This is a genomic window from Pseudoruegeria sp. SHC-113 (assembly GCF_025376885.1).
Classification (GTDB): domain Bacteria; phylum Pseudomonadota; class Alphaproteobacteria; order Rhodobacterales; family Rhodobacteraceae; genus Pseudoruegeria.
On sequence record NZ_JAHUBR010000001.1, the window covers coordinates 2381565 to 2404435 of the forward strand.

23 protein-coding genes are annotated in these 22871 nt (G+C 63.9%); 12 read left to right on the top strand and 11 right to left on the bottom strand.

All coding sequences use genetic code 11. From position 1 onward, the window contains the following. The first annotated feature begins 20 nt into the window (after positions 1 to 20). Positions 21 to 662 carry a bifunctional 4-hydroxy-2-oxoglutarate aldolase/2-dehydro-3-deoxy-phosphogluconate aldolase gene (gene eda / locus KVX96_RS11780; protein ID WP_261194659.1) on the top strand — a complete coding sequence of 214 codons (642 nt, stop codon included), beginning with the start codon at positions 21 to 23 and terminating at the stop codon, positions 660 to 662. A 97-nt stretch (positions 663 to 759) separates the two neighbouring features. Here eda and KVX96_RS11785 read toward each other — a convergent pair whose 3' ends face one another. Both KVX96_RS11785 and KVX96_RS11790 read right to left on the bottom strand, forming a co-directional pair. Beyond that, complete coding sequence (locus KVX96_RS11785) at positions 760 to 1029, bottom strand: hypothetical protein (protein ID WP_261194660.1); 270 nt, start codon at positions 1027 to 1029, stop codon at positions 760 to 762. Positions 1030 to 1044: 15 nt separating this feature from the next. Further along, positions 1045 to 3834, bottom strand: a complete 2790-nt coding sequence (locus tag KVX96_RS11790) for a glutamine-synthetase adenylyltransferase (RefSeq protein ID WP_261194662.1) — start codon at positions 3832 to 3834, stop codon at positions 1045 to 1047. Between the two features lie 293 nt (positions 3835 to 4127). Here KVX96_RS11790 and KVX96_RS11795 point away from each other — a divergent pair, with 293 nt between their 5' ends. From KVX96_RS11795 to KVX96_RS11815, 5 genes are all read left to right on the top strand, one after another. After that, positions 4128 to 4538, top strand: a complete 411-nt coding sequence (locus KVX96_RS11795) for a DUF2852 domain-containing protein (protein WP_261194663.1) — start codon at positions 4128 to 4130, stop codon at positions 4536 to 4538. 130 nt (positions 4539 to 4668) lie between these two features. Further along, a complete protein-coding gene (locus KVX96_RS11800) occupies positions 4669 to 5118 on the top strand; it encodes an RDD family protein (protein ID WP_409977123.1) in 450 nt (149 codons plus the stop codon). A gap of 188 nt (positions 5119 to 5306) precedes the next feature. Beyond that, positions 5307 to 6125, top strand: coding sequence for an arginyltransferase (locus tag KVX96_RS11805; protein WP_261194665.1), 819 nt, complete (start codon positions 5307 to 5309; stop codon positions 6123 to 6125). A gap of 3 nt (positions 6126 to 6128) precedes the next feature. Continuing rightward, on the top strand, positions 6129 to 6518 hold the full coding sequence (locus tag KVX96_RS11810; RefSeq protein ID WP_261194666.1) for a VOC family protein: 390 nt from the start codon (positions 6129 to 6131) through the stop codon (positions 6516 to 6518). A 118-nt stretch (positions 6519 to 6636) separates the two neighbouring features. Beyond that, positions 6637 to 7818, top strand: coding sequence for an acetyl-CoA C-acyltransferase family protein (locus KVX96_RS11815; protein WP_261194667.1), 1182 nt, complete (start codon positions 6637 to 6639; stop codon positions 7816 to 7818). Between the two features lie 133 nt (positions 7819 to 7951). On the opposite strand, the gene KVX96_RS11820 is transcribed toward KVX96_RS11815, so the two are convergent. The 3 genes from KVX96_RS11820 to KVX96_RS11830 form a co-directional block, all read right to left on the bottom strand. Further along, positions 7952 to 10306, bottom strand: a complete 2355-nt coding sequence (locus KVX96_RS11820; RefSeq protein ID WP_261194668.1) for a TRAP transporter large permease subunit — start codon at positions 10304 to 10306, stop codon at positions 7952 to 7954. Between the two features lie 20 nt (positions 10307 to 10326). Continuing rightward, positions 10327 to 11220 (bottom strand): TRAP transporter small permease subunit, encoded by an 894-nt coding sequence (locus tag KVX96_RS11825; protein WP_261194669.1) that lies wholly within the window; start codon positions 11218 to 11220, stop codon positions 10327 to 10329. Between the two features lie 115 nt (positions 11221 to 11335). After that, on the bottom strand, positions 11336 to 12418 hold the full coding sequence (locus KVX96_RS11830) for a TRAP transporter substrate-binding protein (protein ID WP_261194670.1): 1083 nt from the start codon (positions 12416 to 12418) through the stop codon (positions 11336 to 11338). Positions 12419 to 12663: 245 nt separating this feature from the next. Between KVX96_RS11830 and KVX96_RS11835 the strand changes: the two genes are divergently transcribed. After that, entirely contained in the window at positions 12664 to 14094 is a 1431-nt protein-coding gene (locus tag KVX96_RS11835) for a cache domain-containing protein (protein ID WP_261194671.1), read from the top strand. Beyond that, complete coding sequence (locus KVX96_RS11840; protein WP_261194672.1) at positions 14091 to 14732, top strand: response regulator transcription factor; 642 nt, start codon at positions 14091 to 14093, stop codon at positions 14730 to 14732. Before KVX96_RS11835 ends, KVX96_RS11840 begins: the two co-directional genes overlap by 4 nt. A gap of 9 nt (positions 14733 to 14741) precedes the next feature. Here the strand turns inward: KVX96_RS11840 and KVX96_RS11845 are convergent, their stop codons facing one another. Further along, entirely contained in the window at positions 14742 to 15098 is a 357-nt protein-coding gene (locus KVX96_RS11845; RefSeq protein WP_261194674.1) for a VOC family protein, read from the bottom strand. Between the two features lie 95 nt (positions 15099 to 15193). On the opposite strand from KVX96_RS11845, the gene KVX96_RS11850 reads away from it, so the two are divergent. Next, positions 15194 to 15928, top strand: coding sequence for a helix-turn-helix transcriptional regulator (locus KVX96_RS11850; protein ID WP_261194675.1), 735 nt, complete (start codon positions 15194 to 15196; stop codon positions 15926 to 15928). A 6-nt stretch (positions 15929 to 15934) separates the two neighbouring features. Here KVX96_RS11850 and KVX96_RS11855 read toward each other — a convergent pair whose 3' ends face one another. From KVX96_RS11855 to KVX96_RS11870, 4 genes are all read right to left on the bottom strand, one after another. Further along, a complete protein-coding gene (locus tag KVX96_RS11855; protein ID WP_261194676.1) occupies positions 15935 to 17140 on the bottom strand; it encodes an MFS transporter in 1206 nt (401 codons plus the stop codon). A 265-nt stretch (positions 17141 to 17405) separates the two neighbouring features. Then, the gene (locus tag KVX96_RS11860) at positions 17406 to 17663 is read right to left on the bottom strand and encodes a hypothetical protein (protein ID WP_261194677.1); all 258 of its coding nucleotides are present in this window, start codon (positions 17661 to 17663) and stop codon (positions 17406 to 17408) included. Further along, positions 17663 to 17833 carry a hypothetical protein gene (locus KVX96_RS11865; protein WP_261194678.1) on the bottom strand — a complete coding sequence of 57 codons (171 nt, stop codon included), beginning with the start codon at positions 17831 to 17833 and terminating at the stop codon, positions 17663 to 17665. The genes KVX96_RS11860 and KVX96_RS11865 overlap by 1 nt, the downstream gene beginning before the upstream one ends. 226 nt (positions 17834 to 18059) lie before the next feature. Beyond that, positions 18060 to 18320 carry a hypothetical protein gene (locus tag KVX96_RS11870; RefSeq protein ID WP_261194679.1) on the bottom strand — a complete coding sequence of 87 codons (261 nt, stop codon included), beginning with the start codon at positions 18318 to 18320 and terminating at the stop codon, positions 18060 to 18062. Between the two features lie 459 nt (positions 18321 to 18779). On the opposite strand from KVX96_RS11870, the gene KVX96_RS11875 reads away from it, so the two are divergent. From KVX96_RS11875 to KVX96_RS11885, 3 genes are all read left to right on the top strand, one after another. Next, a complete protein-coding gene (locus KVX96_RS11875) occupies positions 18780 to 20534 on the top strand; it encodes an acetolactate synthase 3 large subunit (protein ID WP_261194680.1) in 1755 nt (584 codons plus the stop codon). A 12-nt stretch (positions 20535 to 20546) separates the two neighbouring features. Beyond that, complete coding sequence (ilvN, locus tag KVX96_RS11880) at positions 20547 to 21110, top strand: acetolactate synthase small subunit (RefSeq protein WP_261194681.1); 564 nt, start codon at positions 20547 to 20549, stop codon at positions 21108 to 21110. Between the two features lie 156 nt (positions 21111 to 21266). Next, positions 21267 to 22175, top strand: coding sequence for a homocysteine S-methyltransferase family protein (locus KVX96_RS11885; RefSeq protein WP_261194682.1), 909 nt, complete (start codon positions 21267 to 21269; stop codon positions 22173 to 22175). Between the two features lies 1 nt (position 22176). Here the strand turns inward: KVX96_RS11885 and KVX96_RS11890 are convergent, their stop codons facing one another. Then, entirely contained in the window at positions 22177 to 22419 is a 243-nt protein-coding gene (locus KVX96_RS11890; RefSeq protein WP_261194684.1) for a hypothetical protein, read from the bottom strand. Positions 22420 to 22871 lie beyond the last annotated feature (452 nt).

Genomic DNA, 22871 nt, shown 5'->3' on the forward strand with positions numbered 1-22871 from the left:
AAGCGAAGGATTCCAACATCATGACCCCTCAAGAGGCCAGCAAACGCGCCGCCGAAGTCTGCCAACTCGCCCCCGTGGTGCCTGTTCTGGTGGTGGATGACGTGGCCCATGCCGCGCCGCTGGCCGAGGCGCTGATCGCGGGCGGTCTGCCCGCGCTGGAAGTGACGCTGCGCACCCCGGCCGCGCTGGAGGTGATCGCCGCCATGGCCGCCGTGCCGGGTGGCGTCGTGGGTGCAGGCACGCTGCTGACCCCGGCCGACGTGAAGGCCGCCAAGGCCGCCGGGGCGACCTTCGGCGTATCTCCGGGCGCGACGGATCGCCTGCTGCAGGCCTGCGAAGACGAGGATCTGCCGCTGCTGCCCGGCGCGGCCACGGCCTCTGAAGCCATGCGCCTGCTGGAGCGCGGCTACACCACGCAGAAGTTCTTTCCGGCGGAGGCCGCAGGCGGTGCGCCCGCACTCAAAGGCATCGGCGCGCCGATCCCGCAGGTGACCTTCTGCCCGACGGGCGGGATCTCCTTGAAAAACGCGATGGATTACCTCTCGCTGCCCAACACCTATTGCGTGGGCGGAAGCTGGGTTGCCCCGAAAGACAAGGTACAGGCAGGCGATTGGGCCGGTATCGAAGCGCTGGCGCGCGAAGCCGCGCAGCTCGGCAAGTAAAAGGCACTGTTTCGCCCGGCGGCAACGCCGGGCAGCGCCCGCCCCGCCCCATGAGCGGGCGCTACGCTTCCGCCCCGGTTCGGGCGCTGCCCTCAGTTCAATGCGCCAGGCGCCCCGCGCGCCCGCCGCGCCGCCCGCCGGACGGCGCAGCCTCCAGCCCCTGCCGCAAGACTGCACTCATCGGATGATCGGGGGTTTCATCGGCGTAAAGCGCCACAAGCGCCGTCAGCGCGGCGCGCACCTCCACCCCTTCGGGCAGGCTGATCGCCCAATCCAGAAAAATCGACCGGCACTCGCCGATCTGGATGCCGTCGATGCGGTAGCTTTCGTAGATCAGCCCTTTCGGGTCGTAGCTGGATTTGCTCATGGCGGGCCTTTGCGTTCACTTGAGCCGCAATATAGCTTCCGTCACCGCGCTGGCACGCTCTGAATGCGCCGTCAGAGAGGCCTGCAGCGCCACGGCGCTCTCCTGACCGGTTTCGCGCAGCAGGAAGGCAAGTCCCCCCTCGCCCAGCGTTTCCGGCTCAAGCGCGCCATCGGTGAGCAGCTTGCCCGCCACCTGCAGGTGCCACATCAGGTGATAGGCCGCGAGCAGATCCCTTGCCTGCGCAGGCGTAAGCACCCCGGCCGCGCAACCTGCCTCAAGCTGGCCACGCACGCTCTGCGCCGCGCTGCCCGCGAGCAAGGCGCAGGTCTGGGCGGTCAGCTCGATGTCCTGCAAACGGCCCGCGCCAGATTTCGCGTCAAAGGCCCCTTTTGCAGGCTTGGCCTCGGCCAGCCGCGCGCGCATCTCCTGCACCTCGCGCAAGACCCGCGCCCGATCCGCCCCGGCGCGTGGCAGGAACGCCACCCGGAAAGTGTCAATATCGGCGGCAAGCCCTGCATCCCCGGCCACCGCGCGCGCCCGGGTGAGCGCCAGATGCTCCCAGACCCAGGCCTCGTTTTCCTGATAGTTCTGAAAGGATTGCAACGCCGTCGCCACCGGCCCCTGACGCCCCGAGGGCCGCAGCCGCATATCGACCTCGTAGAGCCGTCCTTCCGCCATCTGCGCCGAAAGCGCCGTGACGAAGGCCTGCGTGAGCCGCGCGAAATAAGGCCGCGTTGCCAGCGGACGCTTGCCCGCGGAGCTCTCCACCCCTTGCGCATCATAGATCACGATCAGATCCAGATCGGAGCGCGAATGCAGCCGGGCCGCGCCGAGAGAGCCCATGCCCAGCACCACCGCGCCGCGCCCCGGCATCGGGCCATGCTTGCGGGCAAACTCCGCCACGATATGGGGCGAAAGGGCGCGCAGGGTGGCCTCGGCCAGCTGGGCATATTCCGCACCGGCCTCTTCCGCGCCGATCAGCCCGCGCAGGTGATGCACGCCGATGCGGAAATGCCATTCCCGCTGCCAGCGCCGCGCGCCGTCAAGCCGCGCCTCGTAGTCCGGCAAGCCCGCCAGCCGCTCCGCCAGATCGGCGACAAGCGGCTTGAGCCCCGGCCAGTCGGTGAAGAAATCGCCCGCGATCACCGCATCCAGAACCTGCGAATTGCGCCCAAGATGCTGCGCCAGTTCCGGGGCGCTGGTGGCGATGTCCACGATCAGCTCGATCAGCTGCGGGTTGGCCTCGAACATGGAAAAGAGTTGAACACCCGCCGGCAAGCCCTTGAGAAAGCCGTCAAAATGGATCACGGCCTCCTCGGGGCGCGCGGCCCGCGCAAGGCGGCGCAGGATTTCGGGCCGCAGGCGTTTGAAGATCCGCTGGGCGCGTTCGGTGCGCAGGGCGGGATAGGTCCACCAGCGATCCACCACGGCTTCGCTACTGGCCGAGATCGCATCAGCCGCAGGCGCGGCTCCGGGTGCGTCAGGCGCAAAGAAGCCTTCCGTCAGGCTGTGCACCTGCTCCAGCCGCTCTGTGATCTCGGCGCGCAAAGCGCCCACATCCGTGCGGCCCATGAAGGCCGCGAGCCGGTCAAAGCCATCCGGCGATTTCGGCAGATCATGGGTTTGTGCGTCGTTGACCATCTGCAAGCGGTGCTCCACCTCGCGATGGAAAAGGTAATGATCCGTGAGGCTTGCGCGAACATCCTCAGGCACCCAGCCCTTTTCGGCGAGGGCCTGCAGCGCAGGCAGCGTCTCGCGCTGGCGCAGCTCCGGATCGCGCCCGCCGGCGATGATCTGGCGCGTCTGGGTGAAGAACTCGATCTCGCGGATCCCGCCGCGCCCGAGCTTCATATTGTGCCCTTCCAGCACGATCGGCCCGTGGAAGCCTTTATGATCACGAATGCGCAAGCGCATGTCGTGGGCGTCCTCGATGGCGGCGAAATCCAGATGTTTACGCCAGACGAAAGGCGTGAGCATCTTGAGGTAGCGCGCCCCGGCGGCCAGATCCCCGGCGCAGGGCCGCGCCTTGATATGGGCGGCGCGCTCCCATGTGCGGCCCACGCTCTCATAGTAGCGCTCCGCCGCTTCCATCGACAGGCAGACCGGCGTGACAGACGGATCGGGCCGCAGGCGCAGATCCGTGCGGAACACGTAGCCTTCCGCCGTCATATCGCTCAGCATCTTGGCCATGGCGCGGGTGGCGCGGATGAAGGAGGTGCGGGCCTCGTGGTAATCCTCGGGCGCAAAACGGCTTTCGTCAAAGAGGCAGATCAGATCGATGTCGGAGGAGTAGTTCAGCTCCCCTGCCCCCATTTTGCCCATCGCCAAAGCCACCATGCCCGCGCCGGTCGCCAGATCCTTTTCCGTTGCGCCGGGCAGCTTGCCGCGCCGGATTTCGCGCGCGAGCGCGGCTTTCATGGCGCGATCCACCGCCAGATCGGCGAAATCGGTGAGCGCGCCGGTGACCTCCAGCAGCGGCCAGACACCGGACAGATCAGCCAGCGCCGCCAGCAGCGCGACCCGGCGCTTGCCCTGCCGCAGCACGGTCTCCAGATCGCCATCGGCAGCGGCGCGGACCTCTGCCATCACGCCCGCCAGCGCATCCTCGGGCGCTTGCTCCAGAGCCGAAGGCAGCCAGCCGGCCTCCTTCTGCATCAGGCCCAGAAGGTAGGGGCTGCAACCTGCGGTGCCTTCCAGCAGGTCGGCCGTGGGGCCCGCGATCTGTGAGAAGAGCGCGCGGCCCTCGGCTCCCCGGTCGGAGTCATAGGGCAGCGGGCAGCGGGACATGAGGCGTGTGAATTCCATGCGCCAGCCTGTGCGCAAAACCCGCAAAAGCGCAACAGGATTGCCGCACGCTGGCCCTGCGGCACGTTGCGCGGGCGGGTTTTTGGCGTCAAACGCCCGGCTTTGCGTGGGGCTGCGCCCGGATCAGCGCCTGCCTCTCAGAAAGAATTTTCCGACTAAAGCGCTGAAATAAAATCAATAAATCGATTAATGTAAAAAACATTCACATACCCTCTTGACCCAAGGGCCGCCGATGCCAATCTGTATCCATGTGAAAGACATTCACATTAAAACAGCAACCTGGAGAAAACGAAATGAGTAGCGTCGCCACCTGGCCCTCGCAGGCCGAAACCTGGCTTGACGAGCGCGGAAAAGGGGCCTGGATCGCCGCAATGGTTCTTGGCTTCATCTTCTTCTGGCCCGTCGGCCTCGCCCTTCTCGCTTACATGATCTGGAGCAAACGCATGTTTTCCGGCAAATGCGCATCCAAGCGCGCCACCTACAAATCCCGCCATTCCTTCCGCACCTCCGGCAACATGGCGTTCGACAGCTACAAGGCTGAAACCCTGCGCCGCCTTGAGGAAGAGCAGGACGCCTTTGAGGCCTTCCTGCAACGCCTGCGCGAAGCCAAGGACAAGGCCGAGTTCGACCAGTTCATGGACGACCGCGCCAAGCGGGCCAAGGAAGTGAAAGACGAAGACGAAGACAAGACCGTCGAGGCCTAAGCCCCGGCCCCCAAGGCCCGATCCCCGGCCTTATCCCGGCACCGCCCGGCCCCCGCGCAATCGGGGGCCAAGGCGGCCACTCCTCCCCCTTTTTCCCTACCCTTTTTCCACCGGACCTTATGGTATGAGTATGACCGAGCCGCTCTGGGGCCTTCCCGACCCCGACTCCCACGCCGAATTCTATCAGGACGTCGCCGCGAAGCGGTTCTTCGCCTGGCTGATCGATACGGTGTTCATCCTGCTGATCACCGCCGTGATCGTGCCCTTCACCGCCTTCACCGCGCTCTTCTTCCTGCCTGCGCTGGTGCTGGGTGTGAGCCTGATCTACCGCACCGTCTCCATCGCGCGCCATTCGGCCACGCCAGGGATGCGCATTGTCTCGATCGAGTTTCGCACCCACCGGGGCGAAACCTTCGACACCGCCACGGCGCTGCTGCACACGGTCGGTTATCTGGTCTCCATGTCGATGGTGTTTCCGCAAGTGATCTCCATCGTGCTGATGCTCACCAGCCGCCGCCGTCAGGGCCTGACGGATATGCTGCTCGGCACGGCTGCCGTGAACAAGGCGGCGCGGTTTTAGGGCACAGCCTTACCAAATAGGACCGCCCGGCGGCACGCCGGGCAGCCCCCGTCCGCCCCCTCGGGCGGGGGCTTTGCCCCCACCCGCGGACGGGATCTGCCCGCCGTGGCGTAGCCCCCAAAGCTGGGGGCTTTTCCTTTTCCCAATCCATTGCTAGGCTCACCGCAACCGAACATTGCACCGGACCTATGCGCCACACATTACCGCTTGCTCCTCAGTTCTACGTCACGGCGCCGCAGCCCTGCCCCTATCTCGAAGGGCGCATGGAGCGGAAGCTGTTCACGGCTTTGCAGGGTGAAACCGCAGAGACGCTGAACGATGCGCTCTCCAAACAAGGGTTTCGCCGCTCCCAGAACGTGCTCTATCGCCCCTCCTGCGCCGATTGCGTGGCCTGCCTGTCGGCCCGGATCCGGGTGGCGGATTTCACCCCCTCCCGCAGCCAGCGCCGCACGCTCAAGCGCAACAACGATCTGGAGCGCTCCGCCAATTCGCCCTGGGCCACGGAAGATCAATTCGCCCTCTTCCGCCGCTATCTGGACAGCCGCCACGCCGATGGTGGCATGGCCGATATGGACATCTTCGAGTTCGCCGCGATGATCGAGGAAACCCCGATCCGTTCGCGCGTGGTGGAATACCGGGATGGGGCCGACGATCTGAAAGGTGTCTGCCTGACGGACGTGCTCGATGACGGGCTGTCGATGGTCTATTCCTTCTACGACCCCAAGAAAGCGCACCGCAGCTTCGGCACGCATATCATCCTCGATCACGTGGAGATCGCCCGGCAGGCGGGGCTGCCTTACGTCTACCTCGGCTATTGGGTGCCCGGCAGTCCGAAGATGGGCTACAAGGCCAGCTTCGGCGCGCTGGAAGTCTACCGCGACGGCGCCTGGCAGGACATCGGCAACCCCGAGGACTACGCCGCCGACACGCATCCGCTCTCCGTCGACCCCATCGCAGAGCAAGTGGCGCGCATCTCCCTGCCCGACACCTTCCGCACCAAGGGCTGAGCCATGCTCACCCGCATCGGCGCGCTGGCGCTGGTTGTTCCCGATTACGACGCAGGCATCGATTTCTACGTGGGCCGGCTTGGCTTCACGCTGCTCGCGGATGAGGATCAGGGCGCGGGCAAGCGCTGGGTTCTGGTGGCCCCGCCGGGCGAGGGCGGCAGCGCGCTTCTGCTGGCCAAGGCCGATGGCGCAGCGCAGCAGGCCGCCATCGGCAACCAGACGGGCGGTCGTGTGTTTCTCTTCCTGCATACGGACGATTTCGCCGCCGATCACGCGGCAATGCTGGCCGCCGGGGTGATCTTCGAGGAAGCCCCCCGCCATGAGCCCTATGGCACCGTCGCTGTCTGGCGCGATCCCTTCGGCAACCGCTGGGATCTGCTGCAACTGATCTAGCCGCGCGCGGCAGATTTCCGCGCAAGCTACGTCAGGTCACACCCCTGCCCCCCTTTCCGCCGCGCCCCACCGCACGGCATAGTTGCGCCTGAGAGCTTACGTCTTGAGGAGACACACCATGGAACCCGTTGTCATTGTCAGCGCGGCGCGCACGGCCATTGGCGGCTTCGGCGGATCGCTGAAATCGCTCACCCCCACCGATCTTGGCGCGACCACGGCCAAGGCCGCCATCGAGCGTGCAGGCATCACCGCCGATGCGGTGGAGCAGGCCTTCTACGGCAATGTCATTCACACCGAAGCGCGCGACATGTATGTCTCGCGCACCGTCGCCATGGCCGCGGGCGTGCCTGAAGGCAGCCCGGCGCTGACTGTGAACCGGCTTTGCGGCTCGGGCCTGCAGGCCATTGTCTCGGCCATTCAGGTGCTGATGCTGGGCGATGCGAAGATCGCGCTGGCGGGCGGCACCGAGAGCATGAGCCGCGCGGGCTACCTGATGCCGGCGGCGCGCTGGGGCCAGAAGATGGGCGATACCGGCGCAATCGACATGATGACGGCCGCGCTGCACGATCCCTTCGGCCACGGCCACATGGGGATCACGGCAGAGAACATCTCGGAGCAATTCGGCATCGACCGCGCCGCGCAGGATGCCTTCGCGCTGGAAAGCCACCGCCGGGCGGCGGCCGCGATTGAAGCCGGGTATTTCAAGGATCAGATCGTGCCCGTCACCGTGATGGAGCGCCGTCAGGAGGTGGTGTTTGACACCGACGAGCACGTGCGCCCCAACGCGACGCTTGCCGACATGGAAAAGCTGCGCCCGGTCTTCAAGAAGGACGGCTCTGTGACAGCGGGCAACGCCTCGGGCATCAACGACGGGTCGGCCTCGCTGGTGCTTATGGCTGAAAGCGAAGCCAAGGCGCGCGGGCTCGCACCGCTGGCGCGGGTGGTGTCCTACGGCCATGCGGGCGTGGACCCGAAGATCATGGGCATGGGCCCGGTGCCGGCGATGGAAAACGCGATGAAACGCGCCGGGATCACGGCGGATGATCTGGACGTTGTGGAAAGCAACGAGGCCTTCGCGGCGCAGGCCTGCGCGGTGAGCCAGCAGCTTGGGCTCGATCCCGCCAAGGTGAACCCCAACGGCGGGGCCGTGGCGCTTGGCCATCCGGTGGGCGCTTCCGGCGCGATCATCGCCACCAAGCTTCTGTACGAACTGAAACGCACCGGCGGGCGCTACGGCGCGGCCACCATGTGCATCGGCGGCGGTCAGGGCATCGCGCTGATCGTGGAGAACGCGGGCTGAGAATTTTTCACCTGCCACGCCAGTGGCAGGTACGCGCCCACCCCGGGCGGACGCTCAGCGCTGCAGAACAACGCACAAAAAAGAAACGCCCCGGATCTCTCCGGGGCGTTTCTCACTTCTTTGATGGCCTGCCTCAATGCCCGATCAGGTTAGGCAGGATCGTCACCACCGAGGGGAAGGCCCAGAGCAGCGCCAGACCGGCCACCTGGATCAGCACGAAGGGTATCACACCACGGTAGATGTGGCCCGTAGTGACCTCCTTCGGTGCCACGCCCCTCAGGTAGAAGAGCGCAAAGCCGAAGGGCGGTGTCAGGAAGGAGGTCTGCAGGTTCACCGCGATCATGATCGTCACCCATTTCGGATCCATCGTGCCGCCGTAGATCACGGGGCCGACAATCGGGATGACGATGTAGATGATCTCGAGGAAGTCCAGCACGAAGCCGAGGATAAAGAGCACCAGCATCACGATCAGGAAAACCTTCACCTCGCTGTCGAAGCTGCGCAGGAATTCCTGGATGTAGTGTTCACCCCCGAAGGAAATCACCACCAGGTTCAGCAGCTGGCTGCCGATCAGGATGGTGAAGACCATGCTCGTCACCTTCGCCGTTTCCCGGACAACCGGGCTTAGAACACCCCGGCGGAACAGAACCCAGCAGGAGAAGAGCACACCGAACATCGCGTAGAGGTAAGCCCCCTGCGCCACGACATAGGCGATCCAATCCTGTGCGGGCACGTCGCCGCGGTGGATCCGCAGGTCGAAGTTGATGCCGACGAGGATCATGATCACGATGGCGAAAGCCGCCTGGATCACAATCTTGCCGCCGGTGCCTTCCTCTTGAAGCTTGCGGAAGGCCGCCAGCATCAGCGCGCCACCAGCCCCCAGTGCCGCTGCCGGCGTCGGGTTGGTGATGCCCCCGAGGATCGAGCCCAGAACCGCCACGATCAGAACCAGCGGCGGGAAGACCACGCGCAGCAGATCGTTTTGCCCCAAAAGCCCCATTGCGTATTTGCAGGCCCAAAGGACAACAAGCAGCGGAGGCAGCAGCAGCACGAAGGTGGTGCCGGAGGTGGTGAGCGGGCCGATGAACAGCACATCCACCAGCAGCGCTGCCACGATCCCGGCAAAGCCGATCAGCAGCGGTTTCGGATCCGCACTCGGAGCGACACCGCGCGCCGTGGTCAGAACCAGCGCCAGCAGCAGGAAGCCAACGGCAACACCGGTGCCGATCGGGGCAGCCGCAGCAACCAGCGCGGCACGCGCCTCGACGATTTGTTCCGGTGTCAGGCGCTCGCTTGCTGCGGCCCCGCCAGCGGCTTCGATCTCGGCCTGCTGGGCAACGGCAGCATCCCACCGCTCCTGACCATGCAGCTCGATCATCGAGGCTTTACACTGATCGCTCACGTTGGTGCGCAGATCCGCGCTTGCCCCGGCATCGGAGTAGCTGTCCACGATGACCGACTGGCTGCCGACCACGTTGACGCTGGAGGCCAGAATGGTGCCGCCGATCAGCAGCGCCGGAACCACCAGCAGCCAGGTCAGGCCGTCACGCTTGGTGATGACCTCGCCCACGGAATCCTCGAACTGGATCGGGGGTGCCTTATGCGGCTTCAGCATGGCGTAGCCGAAGGCATAAAGACCGTAGAGAACCGCCAGCAGGATGCCCGGCAGGATCGCGGCCTGGAACAAAGTCCCGACCGAAACCACCGCGGCTTCGCCGAGGTAGGTCAGCGCGTCGGTACAGCCCGCCACGGAGGCGCGTTGCTCCTGCGCGGCAGAGTAGAGATCCCCGGCCAGCGTACCCAGCAGAACGATCACGATCGAGGGCGGAATGATCTGCCCCAGCGTGCCGGAAGCCGCGATCACACCTGTTGCCAGTTCGGGGCTGTAGTTGTTGCGCAGCATGGTGGGCAGCGACAGCAGCCCCATCGTCACAACGGTCGCGCCGACGATACCGGTGGAAGCGGCAAGGAACGCGCCCACGACCACAACCGACACGGCAAGGCCGCCCGGCAGCGGGCCGAAGACCCGCGCCATCGTGGTGAGAAGATCGTTGGCGATCTTGGAGCGCTCCAGCGTGATCCCCATCAGCACGAACATCAGCACGGCCAGCAGGGTTTCGATGGATTGCCCGGCCAGAACGCGCTCGTTCATCCGGTTAACGATGAAGGAGACGTTGCGGTCCACGGCCACTTCCCAGCCCTGCGGGAACACGGATTCCCCGTAGGTGGGCAATTCGGGATATCGGAATATCGATATCTTGTCCGGGTGAACGCCTGTGGCCGTCAGGGCCCGATAGGCATCGGAACCGGTGTCCACGGCATAGTGAATGAGCAGTCCAGCGCTATCCAGCGCGGCGATGATCGCGAACGACATCACCGCCGCCCCCGCGATGGCAAAGGCCACCGGGAAACCGGTCAGGATGCCTCCGAAGAGACAGAGGAAGACGATGATCAGGCCGACTTCGACGCCATCAAGTCCGAAAAACATAAGAGTCTGTCCCTATTATCTTAGTGGATTTCAGCAACGAGCTCGGCGTCAGGATCGCCAAGATCGTCCTTGTCCAGGAATTTGCCTTCGCTTTCGGGCCCTTCTTTCCACTCAAGGTAGGAGCGGTAGAAGAAGGCGATCGAATGCAGGAAGACGAGGCCCGCGAATGCCACCAGGAGCAGCTTGAACAGGAAGTAGGCGTTGAAGCCGTTCGGCGAGAAGCCGATGGTTTCCACGTTCCACTTCACGATCTTGGACTTGCGCAGCATCATGTCGAGCTGGTCGCTGGCCGAGACCTTGGGCGTGATCAGGTGACGCCACATGAAATACCAGCCGTACATCCACGTCAGGACAGCGAAAGGCATCATGAAAATGAGCGAGCCGATCATGTCGATCATCCGCTTCGTGCGGAAGCGCACCGCGGAATAGACAAGATCCACGCGCACGTGGCCGCCTTGCACGAAGGTGTAGGTACAGCACAACGTCACGATCAGCGCATTGTAGAACTTCAGCCCCTCGGCCCACCAGCTCAGGTCGAACGAGAAGACCGTTCCGAAGCCGAAGCCCAGTTCGGATTGCGCGAAGATCCGTTGTACGAAGACGATCACGAACTGCTGCAGCACCATCAGCAGGCCGGCCCAGGCGAAGAAGCGCCCAAGGCCATTGGCGAGCCCTTCAAGCACCCGGACAGTGCCCCAGAGGATGCTGTTCTTCCACATGCCGACCGCTGTCAGCAGGAGGAAGGCCGTGAACACCACGAAGAAGAATTCGATCGAGCCGCCGTAATAGACGAAGCGGATGAGCGATTCATTGTTCGACCAGTCGAGCCACATCCCGGGATGGGTCACGGCATAGCCGAAATTGTAGAACGCTGTCAGAATGTTTTGAAAGAACCAGAGAATGCCGTCCAGCATGTCTCCCCCCATGTCCCGATGACTGACCCCTGGCCGCAGGCCCGGTCAGATTTTTGTGGAGGCTCCCCGGTTTGCACCGGGGAGCCACGCCGTTTCAAAGTGAAAAGGCGATGCCTTAGCCCAGAACGCGGTCGCGCTGCGCCACGTAGGCGGTCGAGGACTGCGCGATCCAGCCGGAGGACGCTTTCATCGATGCCATGTAGTGGTCGTAGGTTTCCTTGAAGATGTCGTCGCCCATGAACTCGTCATAGACCTGAGCAGACGCGGCGCCGAAGGCATCCCAGACAGAATCCGGGAACTCCAGAACCTTCACACCGGAGGAGGCAAGGCGTTGCAGAGCAGCACCGTTGTTCATCTGGTATTGGCTCAGGTTCCAGACGTTGGCGTGGCCAGCACCGATCTCGATCGCTTTTTGCTGGGCCGGCGTCAGGTCGTTGAACACTTCGAGGTTGGTGGCCACGGAGAGGCCAGCAGATGGCTCATGGAAACCAGCGGTGTAGTAGAACTTGGTGATTTCCTGGAAGCCGACCTTCTCGTCGGACCACGGGCCAACCCACTCGGTGCCGTCGATGGCACCAGCGGCCAGCGCTTGGTAGATCTCGCCGCCCGGAAGGTTCTGGATGGACGCACCCATGTAGCCCAGAGCTTTACCACCGAGGCCCGGCATACGGAACTTCAGGCCCTGGAAGTCTTCGGGGCCTGCGATTTCCTTGCGGAACCAGCCACCGGCCTGCGAGCCGGTGTTGCCTGCGAGGAAGGATTTCAGCCCGAAGATTTCACCGAGCGCGTGGTGACGCTCCATACCACCATCGTGGTAGTACCAGTTGTTCTGCTCCAGCGCGGTCATGCCGAAAGGAACGCCGGTGTAGAACGCCCAGGCGGGGTGCTGGTTGACGAAGTAGTAGTCAGCAGCGTGATACATGTCGGCCTGACCGGCGGTCACGGCGTCGAACACTTCGAAAGCGCCAACAAGCTCGCCGGCGTGCTTGACTTCGACTTCCAGCGTGTCGCCGGAGATCATGTTGATATTTTCAGCCGTTTTGTCAGCAGCATCGGCCAGACCGGCAAAGCCGCGCGGCCAGGACGTGACCATCGTGAGCTTGCGCTTGCCCTGGGCGTAGGCCGGAGCGGCCAGCGTTGCAGCGGCGGCAGCGGTGCCACCCAGTGCGCTGGTTTTCAGAAAAGAACGACGATCCATATGTTAACCTCCCAAAGATTGATTGCCCCGGCTGTTCGGGCCCGGGCGGATCGTTTCCAGTGTGGCGGAGCCTAGCGGGGCGCGTGACCTACGGGAATACCCACTCTTACGCAGAGCGCCGGTTTTTTGCGCAAGCCTGCCTACCCAAAAGCCCGTAGTTTTGGCAAAAACCCGAAGAATTGACGCCGCGCGCTCCAGCCCCCATGCTTTCGGGCACCGAGGGGAGCGCGGGGAAGAATCACGTTTTGGCAGCGGCTGACGGATCCATCTGGAGCAGGTTCAAGCTGAACTACGGGCAGAAGATCTTTCTTCTGGCCACGGTGCCGCTCGTGCTGGCGGCGGCGGCCATCGCGCTTCTGGTCGCGCATCAGTCCCGCGCATTGGCCGACCGCGAAATCGCCGCCCTCGAAGAGCATATGATCGCGGCTAAAAAGGCCGAGCTTGAGAATTACATCGCCATCGCGCGCACGGCCTTTTTCAACATCTACGGCCGCGCCCTGCCTGACGACGAAGAGGCCAAGCTTCTCGTGACGCAGATCCTCTCGGCGATGACCTACGGGCAGGACGGCTATTTCTTCGTTTTTGACTACGACGGCAACAATCTCGTCTCGCCGCGCCAGACCTATCTGATCGGCAAGAACTGGACGGGGCTGAAAGATCTGAACGGCGTGCCGATCACCGACGAGCTGATCCGCATCGCGCGCTCGGGCGCGGGCTACCACAGTTTCGACTGGCCCAAGCCCTCCACCCGCGAAACCGCGCGCATGGTCGCCTATGTCGTTGGCCTGCAGGATTGGCAGTGGGCGGTGGGCACCGGCATTTTCATAGACGATGTTCTCGAAACCACGGCCATAGCCCGCGCCGATGTGGAAGCACGCGTGCAGCGCACTTTCGTCTATATCGTGGCCATCACGCTTTCGGCCCTGTTCATGGTGTTCCTTTCGGGCATGATGATCAACATCCGCGAACGCCGTCTGGCCGATGCCAAGCTCAAGGAACTGACCCAGCGCATCTTCGACACGCAGGAAGAGGAACGCGGCCGCGTGGCGCGCGAGCTGCACGATTCCATCAGCCAGATCCTTGTCGGCGTGCGCTATGCGCTGGAACTGGCCCGCCGCCGCTTCGCCACTGCTGATGCGCGCGCCCCCGAAAGCCTCGACAAGGGGATCGACCATCTCAACGGCGCCATTCAGGAAGTGCGCCGCATCAGCCGCGATCTGCGCCCCGGCGTGCTCGACGATCTGGGCCTCGGCCCGGCCCTGCAGTCGCTGACCGAGGAATTCAGCAAGCGCACCGGCATCGAAACCGAGCTGGAAACCGTCGTCTTCCGCAACCGGCTCGATCAGGACGCCAAGATCGCGCTCTACCGCATCGCGCAGGAGGCGCTCACCAACATCGAGCGCCACGCCGAGGCCGACAAGGTCTCGATCAAGCTCTCCGGCCACACCCGCGGTGCGACGATGCGCATACAGGACAATGGCCGCGGCATCCCGCAGACCCGTGGCCGCAGCCAGCCCGTGGAGGGGCTCGGCCTGCGCAACATGATGGAACGGATCGAACAGCTCGACGGCAGCCTCCGCGTGCTCTCCAGCCGCTCCGGCACCGTCATCGAGGCGCAGGTGCCGCTCAGCCACCTGCTGCCGCCCGAAGGCAAGAACACGAAAGAAACCGCATGACGAAAACCCGTGTCGTGATCGTGGACGATCACCCGATGGTCACCGAAGGCATTCAGGCCATTCTCGAAACCTACGACGATATCGAGATCGTGGGCACGCTCACCAACGGGCAGGAGGCGATCGACAGTGTCGTGGCGCTGGCGCCGGACGTGATGCTGCTGGATCTGAACATGCCGCTGGTGAACGGGCTCTCGGCCACCGAGATCATCCTCGAAAAGCGTCCCGAAACCCGCATCCTGATCCTGTCGATGCATGACAGCGCCGAGTATATTTCCACCGCGCTCTCCCACGGCGCGCTCGGCTACGTGCTGAAGGATGTGCCCACCGAGGAAATCAAAACGGCCATCGACACTGTGATGGAGGGCGAGCAGTACCTCTGCACCGGCGCCAACGCCGCGCTCACCCCCAAAACAGCCGACGGGCGCGAACCGCTCACCAGCCGCGAGCAGACGATCCTGCTGCAGCTGGCGCAGGGCAAATCCAACAAGGACGTGGCCCTCGCCCTAGACATCTCGGTGCGCACGGTGGAAACCCACCGCAAGAACATCAAGCGCAAGCTCGGCATCAGCTCCACCGCCGGCCTCACCCGCTACGCGCTCGAACACGGCATGTTGCAGGGCACCGGCGTGAGCCTTTAGGCGCGCGCCTCAGCAGGCAAAACACAGTTTATTGCCGTCAGGATCCCGCACATAGGCCGAATATTTCGGCCCACGTGGCCCTGGCGCGCCTTCGCAGGTGCCACCCAATTCCAGTGCACGGCCATGCAGCAGCCGAACCTTCGCCTCGCTGTCCAGCGCGAAGCCGATCATCGTGCCATTTCCATTGCTGGCCGCTGCCCCGTCAAAGGGCCGCGCCACGGCAAAGGCAAACCCTTCGCCCAGCCAGTAGATCATCCGCTCCGACGGCATGAGGCGGCTCAGGCCCTCGCCCTCAAACAGCGCGTCATAGAAGGCTCCGGCGGCGGCAAGATCGTCGGTTCCGAAAACCGCGTAGTTCAACATCATGGCAAAAGCTCCTGGTCTTGTTTTCTGAAAGGCGGCTGTGCCCGCCCTGCCCCGTTTCTATGGATAAAGCTGCCATTTTGTGGCTTATTTAATAAATGCCCCGCTCAGATACCCTCTCCCGCCTGCAGCGGCTGGAGGCCATCGCCGTCCTGCTCAAGCAGGGCACGCCCTGCACCGTTGCCGATCTGGCCCGGCAGTTCGCCGTCAGCCCGCGCACCATCGCGCGCGATCTGGCGCTGATGCGCGAACAGGGCCTGCAGATCGACGCGGATCGGGGCCGGGGCGGCGGCGTGCGGCTGGATCGTCACTGGGGCGTGGGGCGGCTGACCCTGCAGTATGACGAGGCGGTCGATCTGCTGATCAGCATTGCCGTGGCCGAGAAGATGGATTCGCCCCTCTTCCTCGCACGCCTCGGCGCGGTGCGGCGGCAGCTGGTGGCCTCCTTCTCACCGGACATGCGCCACCGGGTGGAGAGATTGAAATCGCGAATCCTGATCGGGCAGACGGCCTCGCCTATGGTGCAATCCGGCCACGCCCGCCCGGCCGAGCGCGTGGTGCAGAACCTGCACCGGGCCTTCATTGCGCAGCGGCAGCTCGAGATCCGCTACAGGCGCGAAGACGGCACCGAAACGGTGCGCGTGATCGAGCCCCATTACCTGCTGCTCACCTATCCGGCCTGGTATGTGGTCGCCTTCGATCACCTGCGCGCGGCCCCACGGCTGTTCCGGGCCGACAGGATTCTGGCGGCGTCAGAGCTGTCTGCCGGGTTCAGACTGAAACCGAAATCCGCCTTCCGCCCCTCGCTACTGGCCGAGGAGCTCCTGGTTTAAACACCTTCAAGAGGTGCCATGCCCCCGCAGCCGCCAAACGAGCGGCAGCATCGCCACCACGAGCACGGCGGAAAACAGGAAGGGGCCGCCGGGCAGATAGGGGCCATTCTCGTCCACCCCGACGCGAAACAGCCCTGTCATTACCAGCGGCGCCACCACGGCCGCCACCGAGGAGAGCGAGGCGATCACCCCCTGCACCACCCCCTGTCGGTCTTCCTCCACCTGGTTGGAGGCCATGGCCGTCAGCAAGGCCGGCACCAGATCCGACAAAGCGGCGAGCAGCAGGAAGATCACCAGCGCGGTCACGGTCTCGGTGAAGCCAAAGCCCACCATGCCCAGAAGCGCTGCGCCCATCCCAAGGCTGAGCGTGCGGAAATCACCCATCAAGCGGATCAGCACCGGCAAAAGCCCGCCCTGCACCATCGCCAGCAACACACCATAGCCCGCCAGCGACAGGCCAATGTAAAGCGTCGACCAGCCGAAGATCTCCCGCGTCCAGAAGGCCCAGAGCGTCGGGTAGACCATATTGGCAAATTCGAAGATGAAGATGCAGAGCAAGGGCACCGCAAGCCCCGGCATCCGGAACGCCTTAAAGATCGCCGCGAAAGGGTTCAGATCGCCCCGGCCAAAACGGCGGCGGCGCTCCGGCGGCAGGCTTTCGGGCAGCACAAATACGCCTAAAAGCGCGTTCAACGCCGAAAGCGCGGCGGCGATCCAGAAAGGCGCGGTCAGGCTGATTTGCGCCGCCAGCCCGCCAAGCGCCGGCCCCAGCACGAACCCGATCCCGAAAGCCGCCCCGATCAGCCCGAAATTCGCCGCCTTCTCCTCGGGCGCGGAAATATCGGCGATATAGGCGGTGGCGGTGATATAGGTCGCGCCTGCCAGCCCCGCGAGCGTGCGCCCCACGAGCAAAAGCCAGAAACTGCCCGCCAGCGCCATGATCACATAGTCCACCGCCAGCATCACCAGTGCCGCGATCAGGATCGGCCGCCGCCCGATGGCATCCGAAATCCCTCCCACGATCGGCCCGCACAAAAACAGCGCCCCCGCGTAGGCCGCCATCAGGATCCCGCCCCAGAAGGCCCCTTGCCCACTGCCACCTGCGCCAACGCGGTCCATCAGCTCGGGCATGATCGGGAAGACGATGCCGATGCCGATCGCATCGATCATCAGTGTCAGAAGAATGAAAACAATGGCGCGGTTGCGAAACATGCCGCCCTATCCGACGCGCGCCCACACAAAGCAAGAAAAATCCCACCCCCTCCTGCCACCCCCTGTCAGCAAAGCGCGCGCACGCTTTTCTTCTGACCGGAAATATCCCGGGGTGCGGGGCAGAGCCCCGCTCGTATCTGTGTGCGGGACAGAGCCCTGCCAAAACCTGCGTGCGGGGCGCAAGCCCCGCGGGACTCCTGTGCGCACAAAAAAGGCACCCCGAAAAGGGGTGCCAGTTTGTGAAACGGTCGCGAAGGACCAAAGATCAGGCAGCGGACCTCGACATCTCCGGGCACACCTCCCGATCGCTGTTCGCGGGGGCCGTGTTACGGTTGGAAACGAACAGCAGCGGAGCGTCGAGGCCCGCCCGGCGTTCGCGGGAACTGAGCGCAGCTGGGGAAACCGACCGGCTCGTGCGAAGCACCGCCAGCGCGGCAACGCGGTTCTCGCGGGCCTTCTCAAGGAGGGAAACGGCGGCCGGCTGGCCGATGGCGGATTTCGCGGGGCGCATGTAGATTTTCATCAGGCCACCTCCCCTTTCGTCAGCAGCACGTCGGTGCTGAAGAACACGCCGTTCACGGTGCGGCGGACGCGGGTGCGGTGGCGGAAATCGTTCATCGAAACGATGTTCGCGGCGCGGGCGGCAAGCGGTTGGGCGTTGCAGTTCGCGGCATGGCGGATGGATGTGTGCATGGTCGGTCTCCCAGGTGTGGTCCGGCGTCTCGGTGCAGCGAGCGGTTAGCCGGTATGGTTGTTGAAAGCGTGCAGACGGACGCTGTACTGGAAAATCCGCTCGATTTCCGAGCCGGGTACTTTGGTGAGCCGGTTTCTCCTGTCGGTTGTATTGACCGGGTGGCAGCCCGCATCACCTTTTGCGTGTTTACTGTGAGCCCTCTTTGGCAGCTGTTTCATGGGTCACTCAGCAGATATTGTATTGTGTCGATAGATTGAAGATTTCCCGCCAATTTGGGCAGGATTCATGCTCAAATGTGGCAAAATCGTGAAATGTCTCTTTTTGATCGTTTTTAAGACATATTGGGCTCTTTTTTTCCCTGCCTTCGCCACGACTGTGGCGGCCACAACCATAAAGAGAGCCATCCGAGCGCCCGAATCCGCCTCTCACGAGCAGAATCGCCCCTCTCAACCCCTTGAGCCACCACGGGAAAGCCAGCCAGCTCATGCGTTGAGTCGGCGGTTGGCGAAAATAAGGCACGGATCGGGCGCCGGGGCTAACCACAGTCAGATCAAGGCCAGGTCCAGATCAGGCCCACGCCCCGCCCCGGGGAATCGCCTTCACGAAGGCCGGGTGCTGCACCGCAGCCCTACACCGCCTTCCCTAGGGTTCACTTTCCCGAAAATACCGCTCACCCCAGCGCGGCGCAATTTTCGGAAAGAAAAACTGCCTCCGAAGTTGTTTTCTTCCCGGTTTTGCCATTGACGCCCCCAGCCCCCCCCCCTAATGTCCCGCGCACGAACTAAGGAGCCTTCGCATGAGCGGCATCGTCGTAACTGTAGGGAAATGGCGCATGGGCCGGTGACGGACACCATAACGGTACCCCATGCGCCCTCGGATCCACCGGGGGCTTTTTTTTGGCTGACGCAAGCGGATAACAGACGCGACAAAGCACGGAGCAAAGAGATGAAACGTCAGATGACCGGAGCGAAAATGGTGGTTCAGGCCCTGAAGGATCAGGGTGTGGACACGGTATTCGGCTATCCCGGCGGCGCTGTGCTACCGATTTATGACGAGATCTTCCTGCAAAACGACATTCGCCACATTCTGGTGCGCCACGAACAGGGCGCGGTCCATGCGGCGGAAGGCTATGCCCGCTCCACCGGCAAGCCCGGCGTTGTTCTGGTGACATCGGGCCCCGGCGCGACGAATGCCGTCACTGGCATCACCGATGCGCTGCTGGATTCGATCCCGCTCGTCGTGCTGACCGGGCAAGTCCCCACTTTCATGATCGGCACCGACGCCTTTCAGGAGGCCGACACCGTGGGCATCACCCGCGCCTGCACCAAGCACAACTGGCTGGTAAAGGACACCGACAAGCTGGCCGAAACGATGCATCAGGCCTTCCATGTCGCCACTTCCGGCCGCCCCGGCCCGGTGCTGATCGACATCCCGAAGGACGTGCAGTTCGCAAACGGCACCTACACGCCGCCGGCGAAGGCCAATAACACCAACTACCAGCCCAAGGTGAAGGGCGATCTGGAGGCGATCCAGCAACTGGCGAGCCTGATCGAAGCCGCCGAGCGGCCTGTGTTCTACACCGGCGGCGGCGTGATCAACTCCGGCCCCGCCGCCAGCCAGCTGCTGCGCGAACTGGTCGATGCCACGGGTTTCCCGATCACCTCCACGCTGATGGGTCTGGGCGCTTATCCGGCCAATGGGGACAAGTGGATCGGCATGCTGGGGATGCACGGGCTCTATGAAGCCAACCTCGCCATGCACGGCTGCGATCTGCTGATCAACATTGGCGCGCGTTTTGACGACCGCATCACCGGCAAGCTGGACAAGTTCAGCCCGCATTCCACCAAGGCCCATATCGACATCGATCCCTCCTCCATCAACAAGGTGATCCATGTGGACGTGCCGATCATCGGCGACGTCGGCCATGTGCTTGAGGATCTGCTGAAGGTCTGGAAGGCTGGTGGCCGCAAGACGAACAAGCCCGCCATCGAGAAATGGTGGACCCAGATCAACGAGTGGAAGAAGGCTGATTGCCTGCGCTACACCAACTCCGAGAAAACGATCAAGCCGCAGTACGCGCTGCAGCGGCTGGAAGAGCTGACGAAAAACCACGACCGCTACATCACCACTGAAGTGGGCCAGCACCAGATGTGGGCGGCACAGTTCCTTGGCTTCAACGATCCCAACCGCTGGATGACGTCCGGCGGCCTCGGCACCATGGGCTACGGCCTGCCCGCCTCCCTCGGCGTGCAGATCGCGCACCCTGATGCGCTGGTGATCAACGTGGCCGGTGAAGCCAGCTGGCTGATGAACATGCAGGAGATGGGCACGGCGGTGCAATACCGCCTGCCGGTGAAGCAGTTCATCCTCAACAACGAGCGCCTCGGTATGGTCCGCCAGTGGCAGGAGCTGCTGCACGGCGAGCGCTACAGCCATTCGTGGTCTGAATCGCTGCCCGATTTCGTGAAACTGGCCGAGGCCTTCGGCTGCAAGGGCATCCTCTGCACCGATCCCGCCGATCTGGACGACGCGATCATGGAGATGCTGAACTACGACGGTCCGGTGATCTTCGATTGCCTCGTCGAGAAGCACGAAAACTGCTTCCCGATGATCCCCTCGGGGGCACCGCACAATGAAATGCTGATGGGCGAGGCGTCCACCAAGGACGCCATCGGCTCCACGGGCGCGGTTCTGGTTTAAGGGGGCAAGCAGATGAACGCACTAAAATTGAAAAAAGGCGTCTCGCGCCACTCCGCCTATAACCTTCGCGATCCCAACGCGGAGATCAACGAAGTCCACACGCTCGCCGTTCTGGTGGCCAACGAGGCCGGCGTGCTCGCGCGCGTGATCGGGCTGTTCTCGGGCCGGGGCTACAACATCGAGAGCCTCACCGTGGCCGAGGTGGATCATCTGGGCCACCGCTCCCGGATCACCATCGTCACCACCGGCACGCCCGCGGTGATCGAGCAGATCAAGGCGCAGCTGGGCCGCATCGTGCCGGTGCATGAGGTGCATGATCTCACCGTGGAAGGGGCCAGCGTGGAGCGCGAGCTTGCGCTGCTGAAAGTGGCCGGCACCGGCGAGAAACGCGTGGAAGCCATGCGGCTGGCTGACATCTTCCGCGCCAATGTGGTCGACTCCACGCTGGAAAGCTTCATCTTCGAGATCACCGGCACCGGCGAGAAGATCGACGCTTTCGCCGAGCTGATGCGCCCCCTTGGGCTGGTGGAGATCGCCCGCACCGGCGTCGCGGCGCTTTCGCGCGGCGCGGCCTGACCGTCAGGCCCCACCCCACCTAACAGGAACCGCCCCGCCGAAAGCCGGGGCGGTTTTTCATTTTCTCCGCCGTCCGTGCTACACTCCGCGGATTTGAAGACATATTTCAGGGAGGAATTGGCGATGCGCGCTCTGCCACAATTGAACGGACAGGACATGACCTGTGCCTGGGGGTTTGAAACCTGGCTGCAATATGTGGACGGCTTCGAGCTGCGCCATTTCTGCGCCTTCGAGCTGCTGAACGACGCGCGTGGCCGCGCCTGTATCGCCGATTACCACCGCAAGGTGATCGAGGCTGCTGTCGCACAGGGCTTCGGCGTGATCAACGACGGGCTGCACTACCGCGCCAGCCGAGATTGGGGCGATCTGATCGGCTTCTCCCGCGCAGCACTGGAAGAGATCAACATCCGTGGCATCGAGTTCTACCGCGAGATCGCCAAACCCTACGACAGCCCCGAGACCCCAATGATCCTCGGGGCCAGCATCGGCCCGCGCGGCGATGCCTACAACATCGGGCGCCTGCCCGATGCGGCGGAAGCCGAGGACTACCACGCTGAGCAGATCCTCACCCTGAAGAAGGCCGGGGCCGACATGGTTTCAGCCGCCACCTTCTCCAGCGTGCAAGAAGCCATCGGCTTCACCCGCGCCGCGCAGGCCGCCGGGATTCCCTGCACCATTTCCTTTGTTGCCAAGGGCGGGCGGTTGCAGGGGGGCGAGCGGCTGGGCGAGGCCATCACGGCCGTGGACGCCGCCACGCAGAAGGGCCCGGCCTACTATACGGTGAACTGCACCCACCCCACCGAATTTGCCGCCGGGTTGTCTGATGAGGCCTGGAGCGCCCGGCTTGGAGGCTTCCTGCCCAACGCCGTGGCGATGGAGCTCCTGAGCCTCTGCAGCCTCGGCCATCTTGAAGACGGCGACCCAAAGGAGTTGGGCGGGCAGATGGCCGATCTGGCACGCCGCTACCCGCAGGCCCATGTCTGGGGCGGCTGCTGCGGCACCGATGCGCGCCACATCGGCGAGATCGCGCGGCAGGTGCGCGCAGTAAGGCAGGCTGCGGCCTGATCTACTGCGCCTTGATCAGGCCTTCCGCAATCGCCGCATCGCGTTCGCTTGCGTCCACCACGCTGTCGCCATTGGCGTCGATCTGGCCAAAGAGCGTGCGAGTCATCTCCGGATGCAGAAGCGTCATCTCCGGGTAGCTCAGGACGCCATCGCCATTGGCATCGCCCTCCAGCGCCGCCAACGCCGCGCCTGCGGCAACGCCGACGGCAACCGCCACGGCGGCATAAGGTGTCTTGCGTTTCATCTGTGTCCTTCCTGCCCGCGCAGCGCTGTTTGCTGCTTGCATCGGTATGTCTTGACATCACCATGAAGGCAGTTCTTCGGCGATGAAAAGGCTCTACCCTCCCGCCCGGCCGGGTTCTGCTCAAGCGATGCTCCGAATGCGCGGCGTTCCGCCGGCAGGCGCCTCTGGTATCAGTCACAACACCCGTATCGGCGATGCGCTGCTCGGCTGCGTCTGACGCGCTTGCGCGCGATTTTCATGCCTCCGGCGGAGATATTTTCAGAACAAAGTGGGGCCCCTTCCTCTCGCCTGAAATACCTCGGGGGTGCGGGGGCAGCGCCCCCGCGTCGCGGCGCAGGCTTTGCCTGCGGCGCACAGAAAATGGGGCGCCGCGAGGCGCCCCAGTTTTGCTGATCAGGCTCATCATTTTACCGCCCGTAGTTTTTTGCCTGTGGCCTGATCCGCGTCAGGGG